We start from the raw sequence: 17,582 nt of genomic DNA, 5'->3' as shown, positions 1-17,582 counted from the left end.
ACAACCCGCCTGCGGCAGGATCAATTGTGACGTGGGTGTGTTGCCCGACGAGGGAATCGCATAAAATCGCATCCCTGACCTTTCACTTCGTCCCCGGTCCTGCGCTTTTCAGGCCACATTGTCGCGCAGGATGCGCGGCACCTTGAACTCGACCCGTTCCTGCGCCGTCTCGACCATCTCGACGGTAACGTCGAAGCGGTCGCGGAAGGCGTCGATCACCTCGTTGACCAGCACTTCGGGGGCGCTGGCACCGGCGGTGACGCCGACCGCGCGGATGCCCTCGATCGCGCGCCAGTCGATCTGGTCGGCACGCATGACGAGCTGTGAATAGGCGCAACCCGCCGCGCGACCGACCTCGACCAGACGCTTGGAATTGCTGGAATTCGGCGCACCGATCACCAGCAGCGCGTCGATTCTGGGCGCCACCGCCTTGACCGCCGCCTGCCGGTTGGTCGTGGCATAGCAGATGTCTTCCCGGGCCGGGCCCTCGATGTTCGGAAAGCGGGCTTGCAACGCGGCGACGATGCCGGCGGTGTCATCGACCGACAATGTGGTCTGGGTGATGAAGGCCAGCGCCTGCGGATCGCGAGGTTCGATCCGGGCGACATCTTCGGCAGTTTCGACCAGGATGACCTCGCCCTCGGGCAATTGCCCCATGGTCCCGAGAACTTCCGGGTGGCCGGCGTGCCCGATCATGATCAATTGCAGACCCGTCGCGTGATGACGCTGGGCCTCGACATGGACCTTGCTGACCAGCGGGCAGGTGGCGTCCACGAAAACCATCTCGCGGCGGCGTGCCTCGGACGGGACCGATTTCGGCACGCCATGGGCCGAGAAGATCACCGGCCGGTCGTCGGGGCATTCGTCCAGTTCCTCGACGAAGACCGCGCCCTTGTCCCGAAGGGCATCGACGACATACTTGTTGTGGACGATCTCGTGGCGGACATAGACCGGGGCGCCCCATTTCTGCAGTGCCATCTCGACGATCTTGATGGCGCGATCGACGCCGGCGCAGAATCCGCGCGGCGCGGCGAGATAGAGGGTCAAGGGCGGCTTTGGCTGTTCCATGCGGCTGACCTAGCGCGGCGAAGCCTTTTCGTCCAGCGCCGCGACGGTCACAAGACCTCAATCCGCGCGAAACCCGGGGACGTCACGCACGGCCTTCGCGTCTCATGGGTATTTGGACAACGAAGAAGCGGATACCCCGCCCAGAGCCAGAAGCGCGGGCATGTCGAGATGCGTTTCGAGATGATCGGCAAGCTGATCGAGCGTCTGCTCGATGCCAATTTCATAGCCCGGCTGCGAGGCTGTGCCGAGCCGGGCGAGGTAGGCCGCCCGGAAGCCGTCATCCGAAAACATCCCATGCAGATAGGTTCCGGCGATCCGGCCATCCGGGCTGATCGCGCCATCGGGCGCCGGGACATGGGCGAAGGGGCGGGCGCAGTCGGCCCCGTGGCTGCGGCCCATATGGATCTCGTAGCCGCTGACCCTTTGGCCCAGGGCAGTGCCGGCGACGCGGACAAGGCGTTTCTCGGCGGCCATCAGGGTCTCGATGTCCAGCAGACCCAGGCCCGCAACTTCGCCCACGGCGCCATCGCGACCCAGCGGGTCGCGGATGATCCGGCCCAGCATCTGATAGCCGCCGCAGATACCCAGCACATGGCCGCCGCGCCGGACATGCGCGGCGAGATCCAGATCCCAGCCCTGCGCGCGCAGGAAAGCCAGATCGCCCAGCGTGGATTTGGTGCCGGGAATCACCACCAGATCGGTATCGCCGGGGATCGGGCGGCCCGGACCCAGCATGGTCAGCCGGACGCCGTGTTCGGCGGCCAGCGGATCGAGATCGTCGAAATTCGCGATCCGCGACAGGGTGAGGCAGACGACATGCAAACCGCTGCCTGTCGAGGCGCGCAGATCGACGGCATCCTCGGCCGGCAGGCGGTGGGCCGCGGGAAACCAGGGCACCACACCGAAGCCGGGCCAGCCGCTGCGCGTCTCGATCATCCGGTATCCATCCTCGAACAGCGCCGGATCGCCGCGGAACTTGTTGATGATGAATCCCCGGATCATCGCGGCATCGCCCGCGTCCAGCACCGCCCGCGTGCCGACGATCTGGGCGATCACGCCGCCCCGGTCGATATCGCCCGCCAGCACCACCGGCACGCCCGCCGCGCGCGCAAAGCCCATATTGGCGATGTCGCGGGGGCGCAGGTTGATCTCGGCCGGGCTGCCCGCGCCTTCGACGATCACCAGATCATGGGCCGAGACGAGGCGGGCGAAGCTGTCCAGCACCCCTTGCATCAGCCGGTCCTTCAACCGCGCATAATCCCGCGCCTCGGCCCGCGCGATGGCGCGGCCATGCAGCACGACCTGGGCGCCGGTATCGGTCTCGGGCTTCAGCAGGACCGGATTCATGTCGGTGACCGGATCCAGCCCGCAGGCGCGCGCCTGCAGGGCCTGCGCCCGGCCGATCTCGCCCCCGTCCAGCGTCACGGCGGCGTTGTTCGACATGTTCTGCGGCTTGAATGGCGCGACCGACAAGCCGCGCCGCCGCGCCGCGCGGCACAGCCCCGCGACCAGCATCGACTTGCCCACGTTCGAGCCCGTGCCCTGGATCATCAATGCCGGCATCCGGACACCCTGCTTGCCTTCACCATCATGGGTGACTAGATAGGCGCGTCCGAAAGTGAAAGGTCGAATTCCGTGCAAAACGTCTTGTTGACCATCCACCTGATCTTGGCGGTGCTGCTGACCGGTGTCGTGTTGTTGCAGCGATCCGAAGGCGGCGGGCTGGGCATGGGCGGCGGCGGAGGAGGCACCGGCGTGATGACCGGCCGGCAGGCCGCGAACGCGTTGACCCGCCTGACCTGGATCTTCGGAATCGCGATCTTCGTGACCTCGATCGGCCTGACGATCATCGCCGCGCAGCAGGGATCCGGTGGATCGATCATGGATCAGCTTGGCGCGACGAACGAACAGCCCGCCCCGGACCAGAATCTTCCCGATCTGCCGGCCTACACGCCCCCGCCGGTGACCGGAGGCGATCCGCTGACGCCGCCCGCGCCCGATGCGCCCGCAACCCAGGCGCCCGCCACCCAGGCGCCCGCCGCGTCCACCCAGGCGCCCGCGGCCGAGCCGGTAACGCCGCCCGCAGCCCAGGCGCCGGCCCCCGAAACCGGCGCAGGCCAGGCTGTCGCGCCAGAGGCGCCCACGACAGAGGCGGTGCCCGCCGGCGATGCCCCGGCCGACCCGGCCGGGACAAAACCGTCGAATTAAGGTCACACAACAACTAGGGGCAGAGAAAATCTGCCCCACATCAACTTGCGGTCCGTTGCGGCCACGGGGCGAATCGACTATATCTCAAGTCCCGTGGTGCCGGCAGTTCGGCGGCCCGCAGAACAACGATTCCGGCACATCACGGGGGCCTCATGGCGCGTTACATCTTCATCACCGGCGGCGTGGTTTCGTCCCTTGGCAAGGGCCTCGCGTCGGCGGCGTTGGGCGCGCTGTTGCAGGCGCGCGGCTTTACCGTCCGCCTGCGCAAGCTGGACCCATACCTGAACGTCGATCCGGGGACGATGAGCCCGTTCGAGCACGGCGAGGTCTTCGTCACCGATGACGGCGCCGAGACCGATCTGGATCTGGGCCATTACGAACGCTTTACCGGGGTCGCGGCGCGCCGGACCGACAGCGTGTCCTCCGGCCGCATCTATTCCAACGTGCTGGAAAAGGAACGGCGCGGCGAATATCTGGGCAAGACCATTCAGGTCATTCCGCATGTCACCAACGAGATCAAGGACTTCCTGGCCATCGGCGAGGACGAGGTCGATTTCATGCTGTGCGAGATCGGCGGCACGGTCGGCGATATCGAGGGCCTGCCCTTTTTCGAGGCAATCCGCCAGTTCACCCATGAACGCCCGCGCGGTCAATGCATTCTGATGCATCTGACGCTGCTGCCCTATCTGGCAGCCTCGGGCGAGCTGAAGACCAAGCCGACACAGCACAGCGTCAAGGAATTGCAGTCGATCGGTCTTGCGCCGGACGTGCTGGTCTGCCGGTCCGAACACCCGATCCCGGAAAAGGAACGCGCCAAGATCGCGCTGTTCTGCAATGTGCGTCCCGATGCCGTGATCCCGGCCTATGACCTGAAAACCATCTACGAAGCGCCCTTGGCCTATCACCGGGCGGGTCTGGACCGCGCCGTGCTGGACGCGTTCCGGATCAGCCCCGCGCCCCGCCCCGACCTGTCGAAATGGGAAGACGTGATGGACCGGCTGGACAATGCCGAGGGCCGCGTCAACATCGCCGTCGTGGGCAAATACACGCAGCTCGAAGACGCCTACAAGTCCATCGCCGAGGCGCTGACCCATGGCGGCATGGCCAACCGCGTCCGCGTCAGGGCCGATTGGGTGGACAGCGAAAAGCTGGAGGGCGAAGGCGCGCATCTGCTGGACGGCTATCACGGGATCATCGTGCCGGGCGGCTTCGGCGAGCGGGGCACCGAGGGCATGATCGCGGCGGCGAAATACGCCCGCGAGAAGGACGTGCCCTATCTGGGCATCTGTCTGGGGATGCAGATGGCTGTGATCGAGGCCGCGCGCAATCTGGCCGACATGCCGGACGCGGGTTCCGAGGAATTCGACCACGAGGCGGGCAAAACGCGCTTCACGCCGGTGGTCTATCACCTGAAGGAATGGGTTCAGGGGAACTATACCGTGCAGCGCAAGGTCGGCGACGACAAGGGCGGCACGATGCGGCTGGGCGCCTATACCGCAATCCTGGCCGAGGGATCGAAGATCAGCCAGATCTATGGCGGCGCGCGCGAGATGGAGGACCGGCACCGCCACCGCTATGAGGTGGACGCGACCTTCCGCGAGGCGCTGGAGGCGGCGGGCCTGTCCTTCTCGGGCATGTCACCGGACGGCAAGCTTCCCGAGGTGATCGAGTATCCCGACCACCCCTGGTTCATCGGCGTTCAGTCGCATCCGGAACTGAAATCCAAGCCCTTTGCTCCGGCGCCTCTGTTTGCGGGCTTCGTTCGCGCGGCGATGGAAGAAGGGCGGCTGGTCTAGGAAGAATTTCCTGCCATCGCCTGCATTTTTCTGAACGGACAACTTGATATCGTCGGTTCGATCTGGCGTCATGGCAAGCCAAGGCCGCACCGGCGGGACCGGAGGCGGCCCTGACCTGCCATGATTGCGTTGAAAAATCCCATTTCATATAAGCCGGGCCTGAATTTTCATGAAGGACAAGACAAGCCACGAACGGTTGATCGCCCAGAACCTGAGAGACAAGTTTTTCAGGGGCTGGCGGGTTTTCCGCGTCTCTTTCAAGATCAAGTCAGGCCGGTCCGAGGCGGTGTTTCGCGCCGAAGGCCCGGACGGGCGCAAGCTGGCCATCAAGCACTGTGCCCATCCGCGGAAGGCGATCGAGGAATTCATCGCGCTGCAATCGCTTTCGGCGGCGCGGGGCGATTGCATCAGGCCGGTCTTTCTGGACGAACAGGCCTCGGTCTTCGCGATGGAATGGATCGAGGCCCCGACGCTGAAACAGATGATGCAGCGGCCCCGACGTCTGGATCTGATCCGACAGGCGGGACGCTGGCTGAAAGGGCTGCATTCCGCGACCAGGTGCTGGACCCCGCGCCGCGACCGCCAGATCGAGGGCGACCTTCTGATCGGCCCACAGGGCGGCGAATTCAGGAAAATCGATGCGATACTGCGAAACCGGCGGACACGGCTTGGCTTGCGCCTTCATCGCCATTCGCTTCTTCATACCGACTTCCACATGGGCAATCTTTTCGTCGATGGCGAACGGATCATCGCATTCGATCCGATGACGTCTCGTCGCGGCCTGCCCGTCCACGACGTCGCCGATTTTCTGGTCCTGTGCGAGGTCTATCGCCTGCACGCGGCCATGCGGGGCGATGGTTGGCCCGATTGCGGAGGGCAGGATCGGCGAGCGTTTCTTGATGGATACGGCGCGCTGAAACCGCGCCGCAAACGGCTGCTGGGCTTTGCCCTTGATGTCAAGATCGCCCGGATGTGGCACCACCACGCCAAGGCCGACACACGCGCGCCGCTGGCAGATGCCGAGTTTCTCCATCTGAGCAAGCGGATGCGCCAGCGGGGCCTGCTGCATCCCGTGGACTGAGCCGCGTTGGGGTGGCGGCAGGCGACGCGGCCCTCAGCGCCTGCCCCCCGCCAGCCGCCGTGCCGCCGGCAGCCCGCGCAGCCGCAGCATCGCCCAGGCGCCCGCCAAAGGCCCCGGCACCAGCGCCAAGAAGGTCCACTGCCAGCCTCCCAGCAGACCGGCGATGTGGGGCATCAGCCAGATCGCCAGCACCGTCAGCGCGAAGCCGATGCTGACCTGAAGCGTCAGCGCCGTGCCGACAAGACGCGGATCGGCCAGCTCGGTCACGGCGGCGGAGAACTGGGCGCTGTCGCCGATGATCGCGATACCCCAGATCACCGCGACCAGCGCCAGCAGCCATGCCGGGCCGGTGAAGGCAAAACCGATCAGCACCGCGCAGGCGCCCGAAACCGCCATCATTCCCGCCGTGGTCAGGCAGCGTCCGATACGGTCGGACAGAACACCGCCCAGGACGCAGCCGACGACGCCAGAGGCCACGACGATGAAAGCGAACATCGACGGCGATCCGAACGGCGCCACACCGCCCTGCCCCGCCGCCATGGCGAAGGCCAGAAACCAGGCCCACATCGCGTAAAGTTCCCACATATGGCCGAAATAGCCCAGATTGGCCAGCAGGACGGGTCGATCGCGCAACACGGCCAGCGACTGACGGGGGTCGAAGGTGGCGCGGCCGAAGGCATGGGGCCCCTCGCGGACCAGAAGGCCGAAGATCAGGGCCGATACGATCGTGGCAAGCGTCGAGGCCAGCACGACCATGCGCCAGTCGAAGCCGCCGCCGAGGGCGCGAAGCAGATGCGGCATCGACGAACCCAGCGTCAGGCCCGCGATCAGGAACCCCATCGCCAGGCCGCGTCCGCGGATGAACCAGGTGGCCATCAGTTTCATCGCCGGGGGATAGAGACCGGCCAGCGCCACGCCCGTCACGAAACGCGCCGCCACCGCACCGGGCAAGCCCGGCTCCAGCAGCAGCGCGGCATTGGCAATTGCGGCCAGCAACGCCGCACCGGCGATCAGCCGCGTCAGCGGCATGATGTCGGGCAGGTTCACCAGCGACGCGGCCAGGGCGCCCAGAACGAAGCCGATCTGGACCGCGTTGGTCAGCCAGACCGCCTGACCCTGCGACAGATTCCACGCCACGATCAGATCCGGCACGACGGCCGTGGCCGAGAACCAGCAGGTCATCGCCCCGACGACGCCGGCGCAGATCAGCGCCAGTGCCCTCCAGCGCCCGGCGACGGGATCGGACGCATCGCTCATGGGGGCGGTCGGCGTCGCATCAGGTTTCGGCCTGACCCTCGCGCGGGGGCCGGCCGATGATGTCGCGCAGTGCATCGAGTTCGATGAAATTGTCGGCCTGACGGCGCAGCTCGTCCGCGATCATCGGCGGCTGCGAGCGGATGGTCGAGACGACCGAAACCCGCACGCCCTGACGCTGCAACGCCTCGATCAGGGGGCGGAAATCGCCGTCGCCGGAAAACAGGACGGCGTGGTCCAGCCGGGGCGCAAGCTCCATCGCATCCACCGCCAGTTCGATATCCATGTTGCCCTTGACCTTTCGCCGACCCATCGGATCGATATATTCCTTGGCCGGCTTCGTGACCACGCAATAGCCGTTATAGTGCAACCAATCGACGAGGGGACGGATCGGGGAATATTCCTCGCTTTCCATCAGGGCGGTATAGTAATAGGCCCGCATCAGCTTGCCCCGACGGTCGAACTCTTGCCGCAGCAGCTTGTAATCTATATCGAAACCAAGCGCCTTCGCGGCGGCGTAGAGATTGGCTCCATCAATGAAGATGGCCAGCCGGTCGTCCTTGTAAAACATTCTGTGTTGCCTTCAATGGATCTTTCTTGCTCCCGGCGGTCGCGGATCAGAGTGAGGGGCCTGATTGTTCCAGACCGGCCGGAACGTCTTAGGACAGAAGGACTGACATGATTAACCTGTCTTTCGGTATCGGTGCAGTCGGCGCCAATCTGCCCTCGGCTGCGGGCAGTGCCGGTCAGACACTGCGCGCGGCTGCGGGCATTCTGCATAGTGAACAACACATTTCAATAACGGCGATCAGCCGCTTCTGGCGGACACCCGCCGTTCCCGCCGGATCGGGCCCGGATTATTGCAACGCTGCCTTCTGCTTCAGCACGATCCTGCCGGCCGAGGCGGTTCTGGCCCGGTTTCATGCCATCGAGGCCCGGTTCGGACGGGACCGCGGAACCGGGCGCTGGTCGGCGCGGGTGCTGGATCTTGATCTTCTCGCGCTGGCCGACCGGATCGCGCCGGACCCCGAAACCCTGGCGCACTGGATCGGCCTGCCGCCCGACCGGCAGGGGTGCGAGGCGCCCGACCGCCTGATCCTGCCGCATCCGCGGATTCAGGACCGCGGTTTCGTGCTTGCGCCGCTGGCCGAGATCGCGCCGGGATGGCGCCATCCGCTGACCGGGCGCAGCGTGGCGGCCATGCTGGCCGGCCTGGGACCCGGCGGGCTGGCCGGAATGCAGCCGCTTTCCCCCGAAAGCCTTGACATTTGACCCCTCGGCCATCAGTTATCCGGTTTCGCTCTGGATACCCGATTCGCAGTTTAGCACAGGTGATGACATGGCCCGCGTAACCGTCGAAGATTGCGTCGACAAGGTTCCCAACCGGTTCGATCTGGTGATGCTCGCCTCGCATCGCGCGCGAGAAATCGCCGCAGGCAGCCCACCCACGGTGGACCGCGACAACGACAAGAACCCGGTCGTCGCCCTGCGCGAGATCGCTGACGAGACCCAGCCGGTCGACGACCTGCGCGAGCGGATGATCGAATCGACCCAGACCCAGATCGAGGTGGATGAGCCCGAAGAGGATGCGATGGCGCTGTTGCTGGGCACGGAAGTGGACCGCCCCAAGCCCGCCGACGAGGAATCCGAGGAACGGATGCTGCGCATGATGCTGGAAGCCAACCAGCGCTAGGGCAGAGGCGAACGAGGTCTTCGGCAGGACATGATCGACGTCGAAGACCTGATCGCGCTGGTCCGCAACTACAACCCGCGCAGCAATGCAGACCTGATCCGCGAAGCCTATGAATACGGGATGCGGATGCACGAGGGTCAGTTCCGCCATTCCGGCGAGCCCTATTTCACCCATCCCATCGCCGTCGCCGCCATCCTGACCGAGATGCGGCTGGACGACGCGACCATCGTGACCGCCCTGCTGCACGACACGGTCGAGGACACGCGATCGACCAAGGAAGAGATCGTCACCATCTTCGGCCCCGAGATCGCCGATCTGGTCGATGGCGTGACCAAGCTGACCAATCTGCAACTCAGCAACACCCAGTCCCGGCAGGCCGAGAATTTCCGCAAGCTGTTCATGGCCATGTCGCGCGATCTGCGCGTGATCCTGGTCAAGCTGGCCGACCGGCTGCACAACATGCGCACGATCCGGTCCATGCGGCCCGACAAGCAGGTGCAGAAGGCACGCGAAACGATGGACATCTATGCGCCGCTGGCCGGGCGCATGGGGATGCAGTGGATGCGCGAGGAACTGGAGGATCTGGCCTTCAAGGTCATCAATCCCGAGGCGCGCAACTCGATCATCCGCCGCTTTGTCAGCCTGCAGCGGGAGTCGGGCGACATCATCGGCCAGATCACCGCCGATATCCGCACCGAGATGGACAAGGCCGGGATCGACGCCGACGTGTTCGGACGCGCCAAGCGGCCCTTTTCGGTCTGGCGCAAGATGCAGGAAAAGCAGCTTGCCTTCTCGCGCCTGTCGGACATCTACGGCTTTCGCATCATCACCCGGTCCGAGATGGATTGCTATCGCGCACTTGGGGTGATCCATCATCGCTGGCGGGCCGTGCCGGGGCGTTTCAAGGACTATATCAGCCAGCCGAAATCGAACGGCTACAGATCCATCCACACCACCGTGTCGGGCCGAGACGGCAAGCGGGTCGAGGTGCAGATCCGCACCCGCCAGATGCACGAGGTGGCCGAGGCGGGCGTGGCCGCGCATTGGGCCTATCGCGACGGCGTGCGCGCGAAGAACCCCTTCGCGGTCGATCCGGCGGCCTGGATCGACAGCCTGACCGACCGTTTCGGCGGCGAGGATCACGATGAATTCCTCGAACATGTCAAGCTGGAGATGTATCAGGATCAGGTCTTCTGCTTCACGCCCAAGGGTGACGTGATCCAGTTGCCGAAAGGCGCGACGCCGATCGATTTTGCCTATGCGATCCACACCCGCGTGGGCAATTCCTGTGTCGGCGCCAAGGTGGACGGGATTCGGGTGCCGCTGTGGACCCGGCTGAAGAACGGCCAGTCGGTCGAGATCATCGCGGCCTCGGGACAGCGCCCGCAGGCGACATGGCTGGATATCGTCGTGACCGGCCGGGCCAAGGCGGCAATCCGTCGGTCCCTGCGCGAAGAGGACCGCGACCGCTTCATCCGGCTGGGCCGCGAACTGGTCCGCGTCAGTTTCGAACATGTCGGGCGCAAGGCCACGGACAAGACGCTGCGCACCGCCGCACGGCAGATGGGCATGGCCGATGCGGAGGAATTGCTGGCGCGGATCGGCAGCGCCGAGAATTCCGCCAAGGAGGTTCTGGCGGTTCTCTATCCCGAACTCGCGGGCCATCAGGACGAAATCGACGGCGCCCGCCCCTTCGCCGGGCTGGAGGCCGATGCCAACTTCACCCGCGCGCCCTGCTGCAACCCGCTGCCGGGCGAACGGATCGTGGGCATCACCTATCGCGGCACGGGCGTGGTCATCCATGCCATCGACTGCCCCGTCCTTGCCGAATTCGAGGACAGCCCCGACCGCTGGATCGACCTGCACTGGCGCGAGGGGCGCCATCCTGCGGCCTATTCGACGCTGCTGGATCTGACGATCCGCCACGATGCGGGCGTGCTGGGCCGGATTTGCAGCCTCATCGGGTCGCAGGGGGCCAATATCTCGAACCTCGAATTCATCGACCGCAAGCCGGATTTCTATCGCATCGAGATCGAGGTGGAATTGCGCGATCGCGAACATCTGCACAATCTGCTGACGGTGCTGGAGACCGAAAGCGACGTGGCCCAGGTCGCACGCATCCGCGATCCGGCGCTGAAACCCTAGGCAAGCGGGGCCGATCCGGGTAGGTCTTGCCCGGCAGGACAGGATTGGGATGGGGTAGGCCGGGGTGTTCAAGCGCCGCAAGCCACGCAGCTATGGGCAGATCGCCAGCGACATGATCTATCCGCGCGGCGGCTGGCGGCGCGCGGGTGCCTATGTCTGGTTCCGCCTGCGCCGTCTGCCCGACCAGCCGCACCGGATCGGGCGCGGCGTGGCGTCGGGGGTCTTCGTTTCCTTCACTCCGCTTTTCGGTTTTCATTTCCTGTCGGCGGCGGGCTGTGCCTGGCTGATCGGCGGCAATGTGCTGGCCGCGCTGCTGGCGACCTTTGTCGGCAATCCGATCACCTTTCCCTTCATCGCCGTCGTGGCCGTCAGCCTGGGACGCCGATTGCTGGGGATGGGCGGCGAGTTGTCTCCGCAACTGATCTTCGGCGAATTCGCCCGCGCAAGCGGCGAGATGTGGCACAATATCCGGTCGCTTTTCGGGCCTGAACGCGCGCATTGGGGCAATCTGGTCGATTTCTTCCAGCAGGTCTATCTGCCCTATCTCGTGGGCGGCCTGATTCTGGGTCTGATCGCGGCCATCGCGACCCACTACCTCAGCGTCCCCGTGATTCGCGCCTATCACTGGCGGCGCGCCAAGAAGATGGCCGAGCGGATCGCGCGGGTGCGCAAGCAGGGCGAAATCGTCACCACCGCCCCGGATCTGGCACCCAGCCGCGATTCCGCGGCGCCTGCCGGACACGCCGCCCGCCCCGATCACCCGCCGGAGGATGGCGATCCGCCCCGGAGCATCTGACGGCGGAAACCGCCTCAGTATCCCCGGTCGCGGTCCACGAGGTTCAATATGGGTCGCCCGGACATGGCGCGGCGCAGGTTTTCGGCGACCACCGGGGCCGCGGTTTCGGGCCGCGTCTCGGCGGCGATATGGGGCGTGACGGTCACGCCGGGATGGGACCAGAACGGGTGGCCGCCGGGCAGCGGCTCGGTGCGGAAGACATCCAGCACCGCATGTCCCAGATCGCCTCGATCCAGCGCGGCGACCAGCGCGGCGTCCACGATGGCCGTGCCCCGGCCGGGATTGATGATCCAGGCCCCGCGCGGCAGCATGGCCAGGTGATCATCATCCAGCAGATCCCGCGTCCGCGCGGTGTCGGGCAGCAGGTTGATCAGGATTTCGGCCCGGCCCAGGGCCGCAGCCAGATGGTCCGCGTCAAAGACCTCGACGCCTTCGACCGGGCGGCCCGAGGCGCTGAAGCCCGCCAGCCGAAAGCCGATCGCGCCCAGCATCGCGGCGGTGGCGCGGCCCAGCTCTCCGAGGCCCAGGATGGTCACGCCCCGCTGGGGCGCCAGCGGTGCGACGACATCGTTGCGCCAGGTGCCGTCCTGTGCATAGCGGTCCATCCCCAGATGCGCCCGCATCGCCCAGCCGGTGCAGAATTCCGCCATGCCCCGCGCCAGGCCCGGATCGACCATCCGCGCCAGCGGCTGGGTCAGGGTCGGGTTGGTGACGATCCGCTCGACCCCGGCCCACAGGCTCTGGACCAGCCGTGCATTTCCATAGGGCGACAGATCCTCGATCTCGCCGCCCGGCGCGTAGATGATGGCGTCGAAGCTGGCCGGTTCGCCGCCCCTGTCCAGATCCATTTCGGGACAGGCTTCGCGCAGGGCCGGGGCCCAGGCCTGCCACGCCTCGGGACGGGCGGCAAAGAGAACGCGCATCTGGCTACCTCGATCGGTGAACATGGGCGGATTGCACCAGGCCGAAGCCCAGCATCAGGATCATCAGCGAGGTGCCACCATAGCTGATCAGCGGCAGGGGGGAACCCTTGGCCGGGATCAGACCCATCACCGTCGCCATGTTGATGGCGAAATACAGAAAGAACGTGCCCGAGATGCCGATGGTGATCAGGCTGGCAAAGCGGTCGCGGTTGGTCAGCGCCGAATGCAGGCAGAAGCCCACGATCAGCGTATACAGCACCAGCAGCGAGACCGCGCCGATGAAGCCGAATTCCTCGGCCAGCACGGTGAAGATGAAGTCGGTATGCTTTTCCGGCAAGAAGTTCAGCCGCGACTGCGTGCCCTGCATGAAGCCGCGGCCCGACCAGCCGCCCGAACCAAGCGCGATCTGACTCTGTATGATGTTGTAGCCCGCGCCCAGCGGATCGGCGGCGGGGTCGAGGAAGGTGTCGATCCGGCGGAACTGATAATCCTTCAAAAGCTGCCAGTCGGTGCCCCGGCTTTCCAGCACCGTGGCGACGAGGCCGACGGCCATGCCGATCACCGCGCCGAAATACCACAGCGACACGCCGGCGGCGAACATCACGATTCCGCCGCCCGCGACCAGCATGATCGACGTGCCGAGGTCGGGCTGGATGATGACCAGCCCGGTCGGCGCCAGGATCAGCACCACCGGCAGCAGCACCCAGAGCGGGCGCGAGACCCGGTTCAGCGGCAGCCAGTCGTAATAGGCGGCCAGCAGCAGGACCAGGGCGATCTTCATCAGTTCCGAGGGTTGCACGCGAATCGGTCCGAAATCGATCCAGCGCCGCGCGCCCATGCCGACCTCGCCAGCGACCTCGACGCCGACAAGCAGCAGGAAGCAGCCGATATAGGCCGCGACCGAGATCCCGCGCCAGAACCACATCGGAACGAAGCCCAGGCCGATCATGATCACCATGCCGGCCGCGAAACGATACATCTGCGGCTTGGCCCAGCGATCGACATCGCCGCCCGCGACGGAAACCAGCATCAGAAAGCCGATCCCGGCAACGGCGGTGATCAGCAGGATCAGCGGCCAGTTCAGATACAGCAGCTTGCGCCACCCGGTCGGGGTCTGAAGCACCTGATAATCGAGATAGGACATTCCGGACCGTTCCCGTCAGGCGCGCGAGCGCGTGGCGCGCGGCGGATCGGGCACGTAGAGATTCATCGCGGCATGGCGTTCCTGCATCGCGGCGCGTTCGCTGTCAGGAATGGCATCCAGCGGCGGCAGACCGCCGGCCAGCGCGAACAGCAGGATGTCGCGACCGATCGGCGCGGCCACGGTCGAACCGCCGCCGCCATGTTCCACGACCACGGAAACCGCATAGCGCGGCGCCTGATAGGGGGCGTAGCAGATGAACAGCGCGTGATCGCGGCGGCTCCAGGGCAGATCCTCGTTCGACACGACCCCACGCGCGCGTTCGGCAGCGGTGATGTTGCGCACCTGGCTGGTGCCGGTCTTACCGGCCATGCGCCAGTCCTCGCGGATGATGCGCGATCGTCGCGCGGTTCCGCGCGCGCCGTTCATCACCGCCTCCATTCCGCCTTGTGCCAGCCGCATCAGGCCCGGATCGACGCCCAGATCGGGAAATTCGGCCAGCGGCCGGGGGATGCCGTCAACGCTGCGGATCAGGCGCGGCACCACAACCTTGCCGCTGGCCACGCGCGCCGTCATCAACGCCAGTTGCAGCGGCGAAGCCAGCACATAGCCCTGCCCGATCGAAGAGTTCAGGCTGTCGCCGATCTGCCAATCCTGTCCATAACGCGCAGCCTTCCAGGCCCGGTCGGGCGCGATGCCTTCTGCCACCGCGGACATCGGCAGATCATGCTCTACCCCGATTCCCAGTCGCCGCGCCATCGCGGCGATCCGGTCGATGCCGACCCGCTGGGCCAGTTCGTAATAGAACACGTCGCAGCTTTGCTCCATGCTCTGGATCGGGTTCATGCTGCCGTGTCCGCTGCGCTTCCAGCAATGAAAGCGGCGGCCGCCGACCTCGATGTAACCGGGACAGTAGAAGCGGGTATTTTCGTTGATCAGCCCCGATTCGAGCCCGGCCAGCAGCGGCGCCGGCTTGAAGGTCGAGCCCGGCGGATAGAGCCCCTGAACCGTCTTGTCGGCCAGCGGCCGAAGTTCGTGCTGCATCAGCCCGCGATAATCGGCCGAGGATATGCCGCGGACGAACTTGTTCGGATCGAAACTGGGCGAGGAACAGATCGCGACGATATCGCCGGTCTGCACATCCATGACCACGGCCGCGGCGCTTTCCTGGCCCAGCCGCTGCGCCGCGTAATTCTGCAGCCGCGCATCCAGTGTGGTCTGGATCGTCGCGCCCTGCTGACCCTCTTGCCGGCTCAGTTCGCGCATCTCGCGGCCGGTGCTGTTGACCTCGACCCGCCGCGCCCCGGCCTTGCCGCGCAGATCGGCCTCCATCTTGGCTTCCATGCCGACCTTGCCAAGCTGGAAGTCGGGCAGCATCAGCACCGGATCGGGATCCTCGATCTTCGAGAGATCGTAATCCGACACAGGTCCGACATAGCCCAGCACATGCGCCAGGTCGCCGGCGCGCGGATAAATCCGCGAAAGGCCCGATTCCGGCGTCACACCAGCCAGCGCGGGCGCATTCACGGCGATCGAACTGAATTGTTCCCATGTCAGGCGGTCGGCCAGCACCACGGGGGTGACGGCGCTGCGTCTGGAAAATTCTTCCAGAAGCTCGGCCATGCGATCGTCGCCGATCGGGATCAGTTGCGACAGACGCCGCAGGACCGGCTCGACATCGCCGCCGGCCTCTTCGCGGGTCAGGGTGACGCGATAGTTCTGTTCGTTTCCGGCGATGACCAGCCCGTTGCGGTCATGGATCAGACCGCGCGCGGGCGGCAAAAGGCGGATCTTGATCGAATTGCCATCCGCCAGCATTCGATATTCGTCGGCCTGCTCGACCTGCATCGAGCGCAGCTTCAGCGCCAGCGTCGTGACCACGCCAAGCTGGACGGTGCCCAACAGCAGACCGCGCCGCCCGATCAGGCGGGCGCTGTCGACGATCTGACGTTCGGTCTTCTTCATCTCGCGAATCTCGTCCGTTCGGCCGCGCCCGGGCTGACCCGCCGCAACCCGACCAGCCAGCGCGCCGCAAACACCGTGACCGGGTAGGCGGCGATGCTGGCCAGATATTGCAGGATCGCCTGGCCCAGGGCCGGGACCGGCAGGAAGAACACCACCTGAATGACCCGGTAGCCCAGCATCATCGCCCCGATCAGGATCGCGACGCGCAGCCATTCAACCATGAAAGACTGATCGCGCCAACGGGGCTCACGCAGGCGTGCGGCCTCGCTGCCCAGAAGCACGATCAGCGGCCACAGGCCCAGCGGACGATAGAGAAAAACATCTTCCAGCAGGAAGGCGGCGACGATCACGAGGGCGGGCAACTGGTCCGGGCGGCGCAGCACCCAGGCGAAGGTCAGGCCCAGGGCCACGTCCGGACCCGGCCAGCCCGTCAGCCCGGTCGAAAGCGGCAGCAGGCGCACGAAAAGCAGCACGGCAAAGCACAGCCCGAACAGGACCGTGCCACCGACGACCTGCCGCCCCGGACCCCGGCTCATTCGCCGGCGCCTTCCGGCAGGCCCGCGGAGAGGGGATCGGCCGCCTGCGCCGCCTCGACCGGCGACGAGGGCCGTTGCGGGCCGATCATTGCGCCGGAATTGTCGGGGCGTATGATCGCGTCGCTATCGGCCACCGTCTCGGCCGGGTGGGAACGCAGGACCCGCAGGAATTCCAGCCGACCGTAATCCGCCGCCAGCAGCAGCCGCATCCGCCCGTCGCTGCCCTGGGCCACCTGCCCGACCAGCAGGCCGGGCGGAAACACCCCGCCATCGCCCGAGGTCACGACCCGGTCGCCGGGGCGCACGTTGTCGACCGCCTCGATGAAGTCCAGAAACGGCAGCGGCGTGTTGTCGCCCGTCAGCAGCGCGCGTTCGCCCGAGGGCTGGACCGTGACAGGCAGCCGCGACGAGGGATCGTTCAGCAGCACGACACGGCTGGTCCTCTGCCCCACCCCGGCGATCCGGCCCACAAGGCCAAGACCGTCCATCACCGCCCAGCCCTCGACGATGCCGTCCTGGGCGCCAACATTCAGCAGCACCGATTGCCGGAAGGCCGAGCCGCTGTCGACCAGAACCACGCCGGTCACGCTGGTCAGCGCCGGGTCCAGTCGGACGTTGTTCTGCGCCAGCAGCTTGGAATTTTCCTGTTCCAGCTGGACGGCGGCCTCTTTCCAGGCCTGCATCTGCTGCAACTCGCGGCGCAGTTCCTGATTCTGCTCGTAGATGCGGGCATAGGACTGGAAGCCCGCGATCATCTGGCTGACCTTGGTCACGGGCGCGAAGGCCCATTCGAAACCGGGCACGAAACGGTCGATCAGCGCGACCCGCATCCGTTCGGCCCGGGGGCTGTCGATGCGCCAGAAAAGGAACAGACCGATCAGGACAATCGTCATCAGCGCGATCAGGACGCGCCGGATCGGGGTGACGAAATCGGGTCCCTTTCGTGCCATTCGGAAACGCGCCTTCGCGATACCGC

Annotated in this window: 16 protein-coding genes; 7 read left to right on the top strand and 9 right to left on the bottom strand. The window is 66.0% G+C overall.

The window, feature by feature from the left end; genetic code table 11:
• Positions 1 to 108 precede the first annotated feature (108 nt).
• Together ispH and AC13CR_RS05170 are read right to left on the bottom strand one after the other, a co-directional pair.
• The gene (ispH, locus tag AC13CR_RS05175; protein WP_292957756.1) at positions 109 to 1,068 is read right to left on the bottom strand and encodes a 4-hydroxy-3-methylbut-2-enyl diphosphate reductase; all 960 of its coding nucleotides are present in this window, start codon (positions 1,066 to 1,068) and stop codon (positions 109 to 111) included.
• Between the two features lie 102 nt (positions 1,069 to 1,170).
• Positions 1,171 to 2,631, bottom strand: a complete 1,461-nt coding sequence (locus AC13CR_RS05170) for a cobyric acid synthase (RefSeq protein WP_292957759.1) — start codon at positions 2,629 to 2,631, stop codon at positions 1,171 to 1,173.
• Between the two features lie 72 nt (positions 2,632 to 2,703).
• Between AC13CR_RS05170 and secG the strand changes: the two genes are divergently transcribed.
• The 3 genes from secG to AC13CR_RS05155 all read left to right on the top strand — a co-directional run bounded on the left by secG (position 2,704) and on the right by AC13CR_RS05155 (position 6,153).
• Positions 2,704 to 3,276, top strand: coding sequence for a preprotein translocase subunit SecG (gene secG, locus AC13CR_RS05165; protein ID WP_292957763.1), 573 nt, complete (start codon positions 2,704 to 2,706; stop codon positions 3,274 to 3,276).
• Between the two features lie 152 nt (positions 3,277 to 3,428).
• A complete protein-coding gene (locus AC13CR_RS05160) occupies positions 3,429 to 5,072 on the top strand; it encodes a CTP synthase (RefSeq protein WP_292957765.1) in 1,644 nt (547 codons plus the stop codon).
• A 169-nt stretch (positions 5,073 to 5,241) separates the two neighbouring features.
• Entirely contained in the window at positions 5,242 to 6,153 is a 912-nt protein-coding gene (locus AC13CR_RS05155; RefSeq protein ID WP_482900768.1) for a phosphotransferase, read from the top strand.
• A 33-nt stretch (positions 6,154 to 6,186) separates the two neighbouring features.
• Here AC13CR_RS05155 and AC13CR_RS05150 read toward each other — a convergent pair whose 3' ends face one another.
• Together AC13CR_RS05150 and AC13CR_RS05145 are read right to left on the bottom strand one after the other, a co-directional pair.
• On the bottom strand, positions 6,187 to 7,410 hold the full coding sequence (locus AC13CR_RS05150) for an MFS transporter (RefSeq protein ID WP_292957769.1): 1,224 nt from the start codon (positions 7,408 to 7,410) through the stop codon (positions 6,187 to 6,189).
• 19 nt (positions 7,411 to 7,429) lie between these two features.
• Positions 7,430 to 7,978 (bottom strand): LabA-like NYN domain-containing protein, encoded by a 549-nt coding sequence (locus AC13CR_RS05145; protein ID WP_292957772.1) that lies wholly within the window; start codon positions 7,976 to 7,978, stop codon positions 7,430 to 7,432.
• Between the two features lie 107 nt (positions 7,979 to 8,085).
• Here AC13CR_RS05145 and folK point away from each other — a divergent pair, with 107 nt between their 5' ends.
• From folK to AC13CR_RS05125, 4 genes are all read left to right on the top strand, one after another.
• The gene (folK, locus tag AC13CR_RS05140; RefSeq protein WP_446233427.1) at positions 8,086 to 8,679 is read left to right on the top strand and encodes a 2-amino-4-hydroxy-6-hydroxymethyldihydropteridine diphosphokinase; all 594 of its coding nucleotides are present in this window, start codon (positions 8,086 to 8,088) and stop codon (positions 8,677 to 8,679) included.
• Positions 8,680 to 8,746: 67 nt separating this feature from the next.
• The gene (gene rpoZ / locus AC13CR_RS05135) at positions 8,747 to 9,100 is read left to right on the top strand and encodes a DNA-directed RNA polymerase subunit omega (RefSeq protein WP_292957777.1); all 354 of its coding nucleotides are present in this window, start codon (positions 8,747 to 8,749) and stop codon (positions 9,098 to 9,100) included.
• A 30-nt stretch (positions 9,101 to 9,130) separates the two neighbouring features.
• Positions 9,131 to 11,245, top strand: a complete 2,115-nt coding sequence (locus AC13CR_RS05130) for a RelA/SpoT family protein (protein WP_292957780.1) — start codon at positions 9,131 to 9,133, stop codon at positions 11,243 to 11,245.
• A gap of 64 nt (positions 11,246 to 11,309) precedes the next feature.
• Positions 11,310 to 12,041, top strand: coding sequence for a DUF2062 domain-containing protein (locus AC13CR_RS05125; protein WP_292957783.1), 732 nt, complete (start codon positions 11,310 to 11,312; stop codon positions 12,039 to 12,041).
• 14 nt (positions 12,042 to 12,055) lie between these two features.
• Here AC13CR_RS05125 and AC13CR_RS05120 read toward each other — a convergent pair whose 3' ends face one another.
• From AC13CR_RS05120 to mreC, 5 genes are read right to left on the bottom strand one after another with little or no spacing between them, the layout of a single operon-like run.
• Positions 12,056 to 12,964 carry a 2-hydroxyacid dehydrogenase gene (locus tag AC13CR_RS05120; RefSeq protein ID WP_482900767.1) on the bottom strand — a complete coding sequence of 303 codons (909 nt, stop codon included), beginning with the start codon at positions 12,962 to 12,964 and terminating at the stop codon, positions 12,056 to 12,058.
• A 4-nt stretch (positions 12,965 to 12,968) separates the two neighbouring features.
• Positions 12,969 to 14,108, bottom strand: a complete 1,140-nt coding sequence (gene rodA / locus AC13CR_RS05115; RefSeq protein ID WP_292957789.1) for a rod shape-determining protein RodA — start codon at positions 14,106 to 14,108, stop codon at positions 12,969 to 12,971.
• 15 nt (positions 14,109 to 14,123) lie between these two features.
• Positions 14,124 to 16,070, bottom strand: a complete 1,947-nt coding sequence (mrdA, locus tag AC13CR_RS05110) for a penicillin-binding protein 2 (RefSeq protein WP_292957792.1) — start codon at positions 16,068 to 16,070, stop codon at positions 14,124 to 14,126.
• Positions 16,067 to 16,606, bottom strand: coding sequence for a rod shape-determining protein MreD (locus AC13CR_RS05105; RefSeq protein ID WP_292957795.1), 540 nt, complete (start codon positions 16,604 to 16,606; stop codon positions 16,067 to 16,069). The genes mrdA and AC13CR_RS05105 overlap by 4 nt, the downstream gene beginning before the upstream one ends.
• The gene (gene mreC / locus AC13CR_RS05100; protein WP_293013282.1) at positions 16,603 to 17,556 is read right to left on the bottom strand and encodes a rod shape-determining protein MreC; all 954 of its coding nucleotides are present in this window, start codon (positions 17,554 to 17,556) and stop codon (positions 16,603 to 16,605) included. Before mreC ends, AC13CR_RS05105 begins: the two co-directional genes overlap by 4 nt.
• Positions 17,557 to 17,582 lie beyond the last annotated feature (26 nt).

The sequence above is a fragment of the Paracoccus sp. L-17 genome, assembly GCF_056857655.1.
Note: the sequence above shows the minus strand (reverse complement) of the source record. Positions and strands in the feature narration are given on the sequence as shown.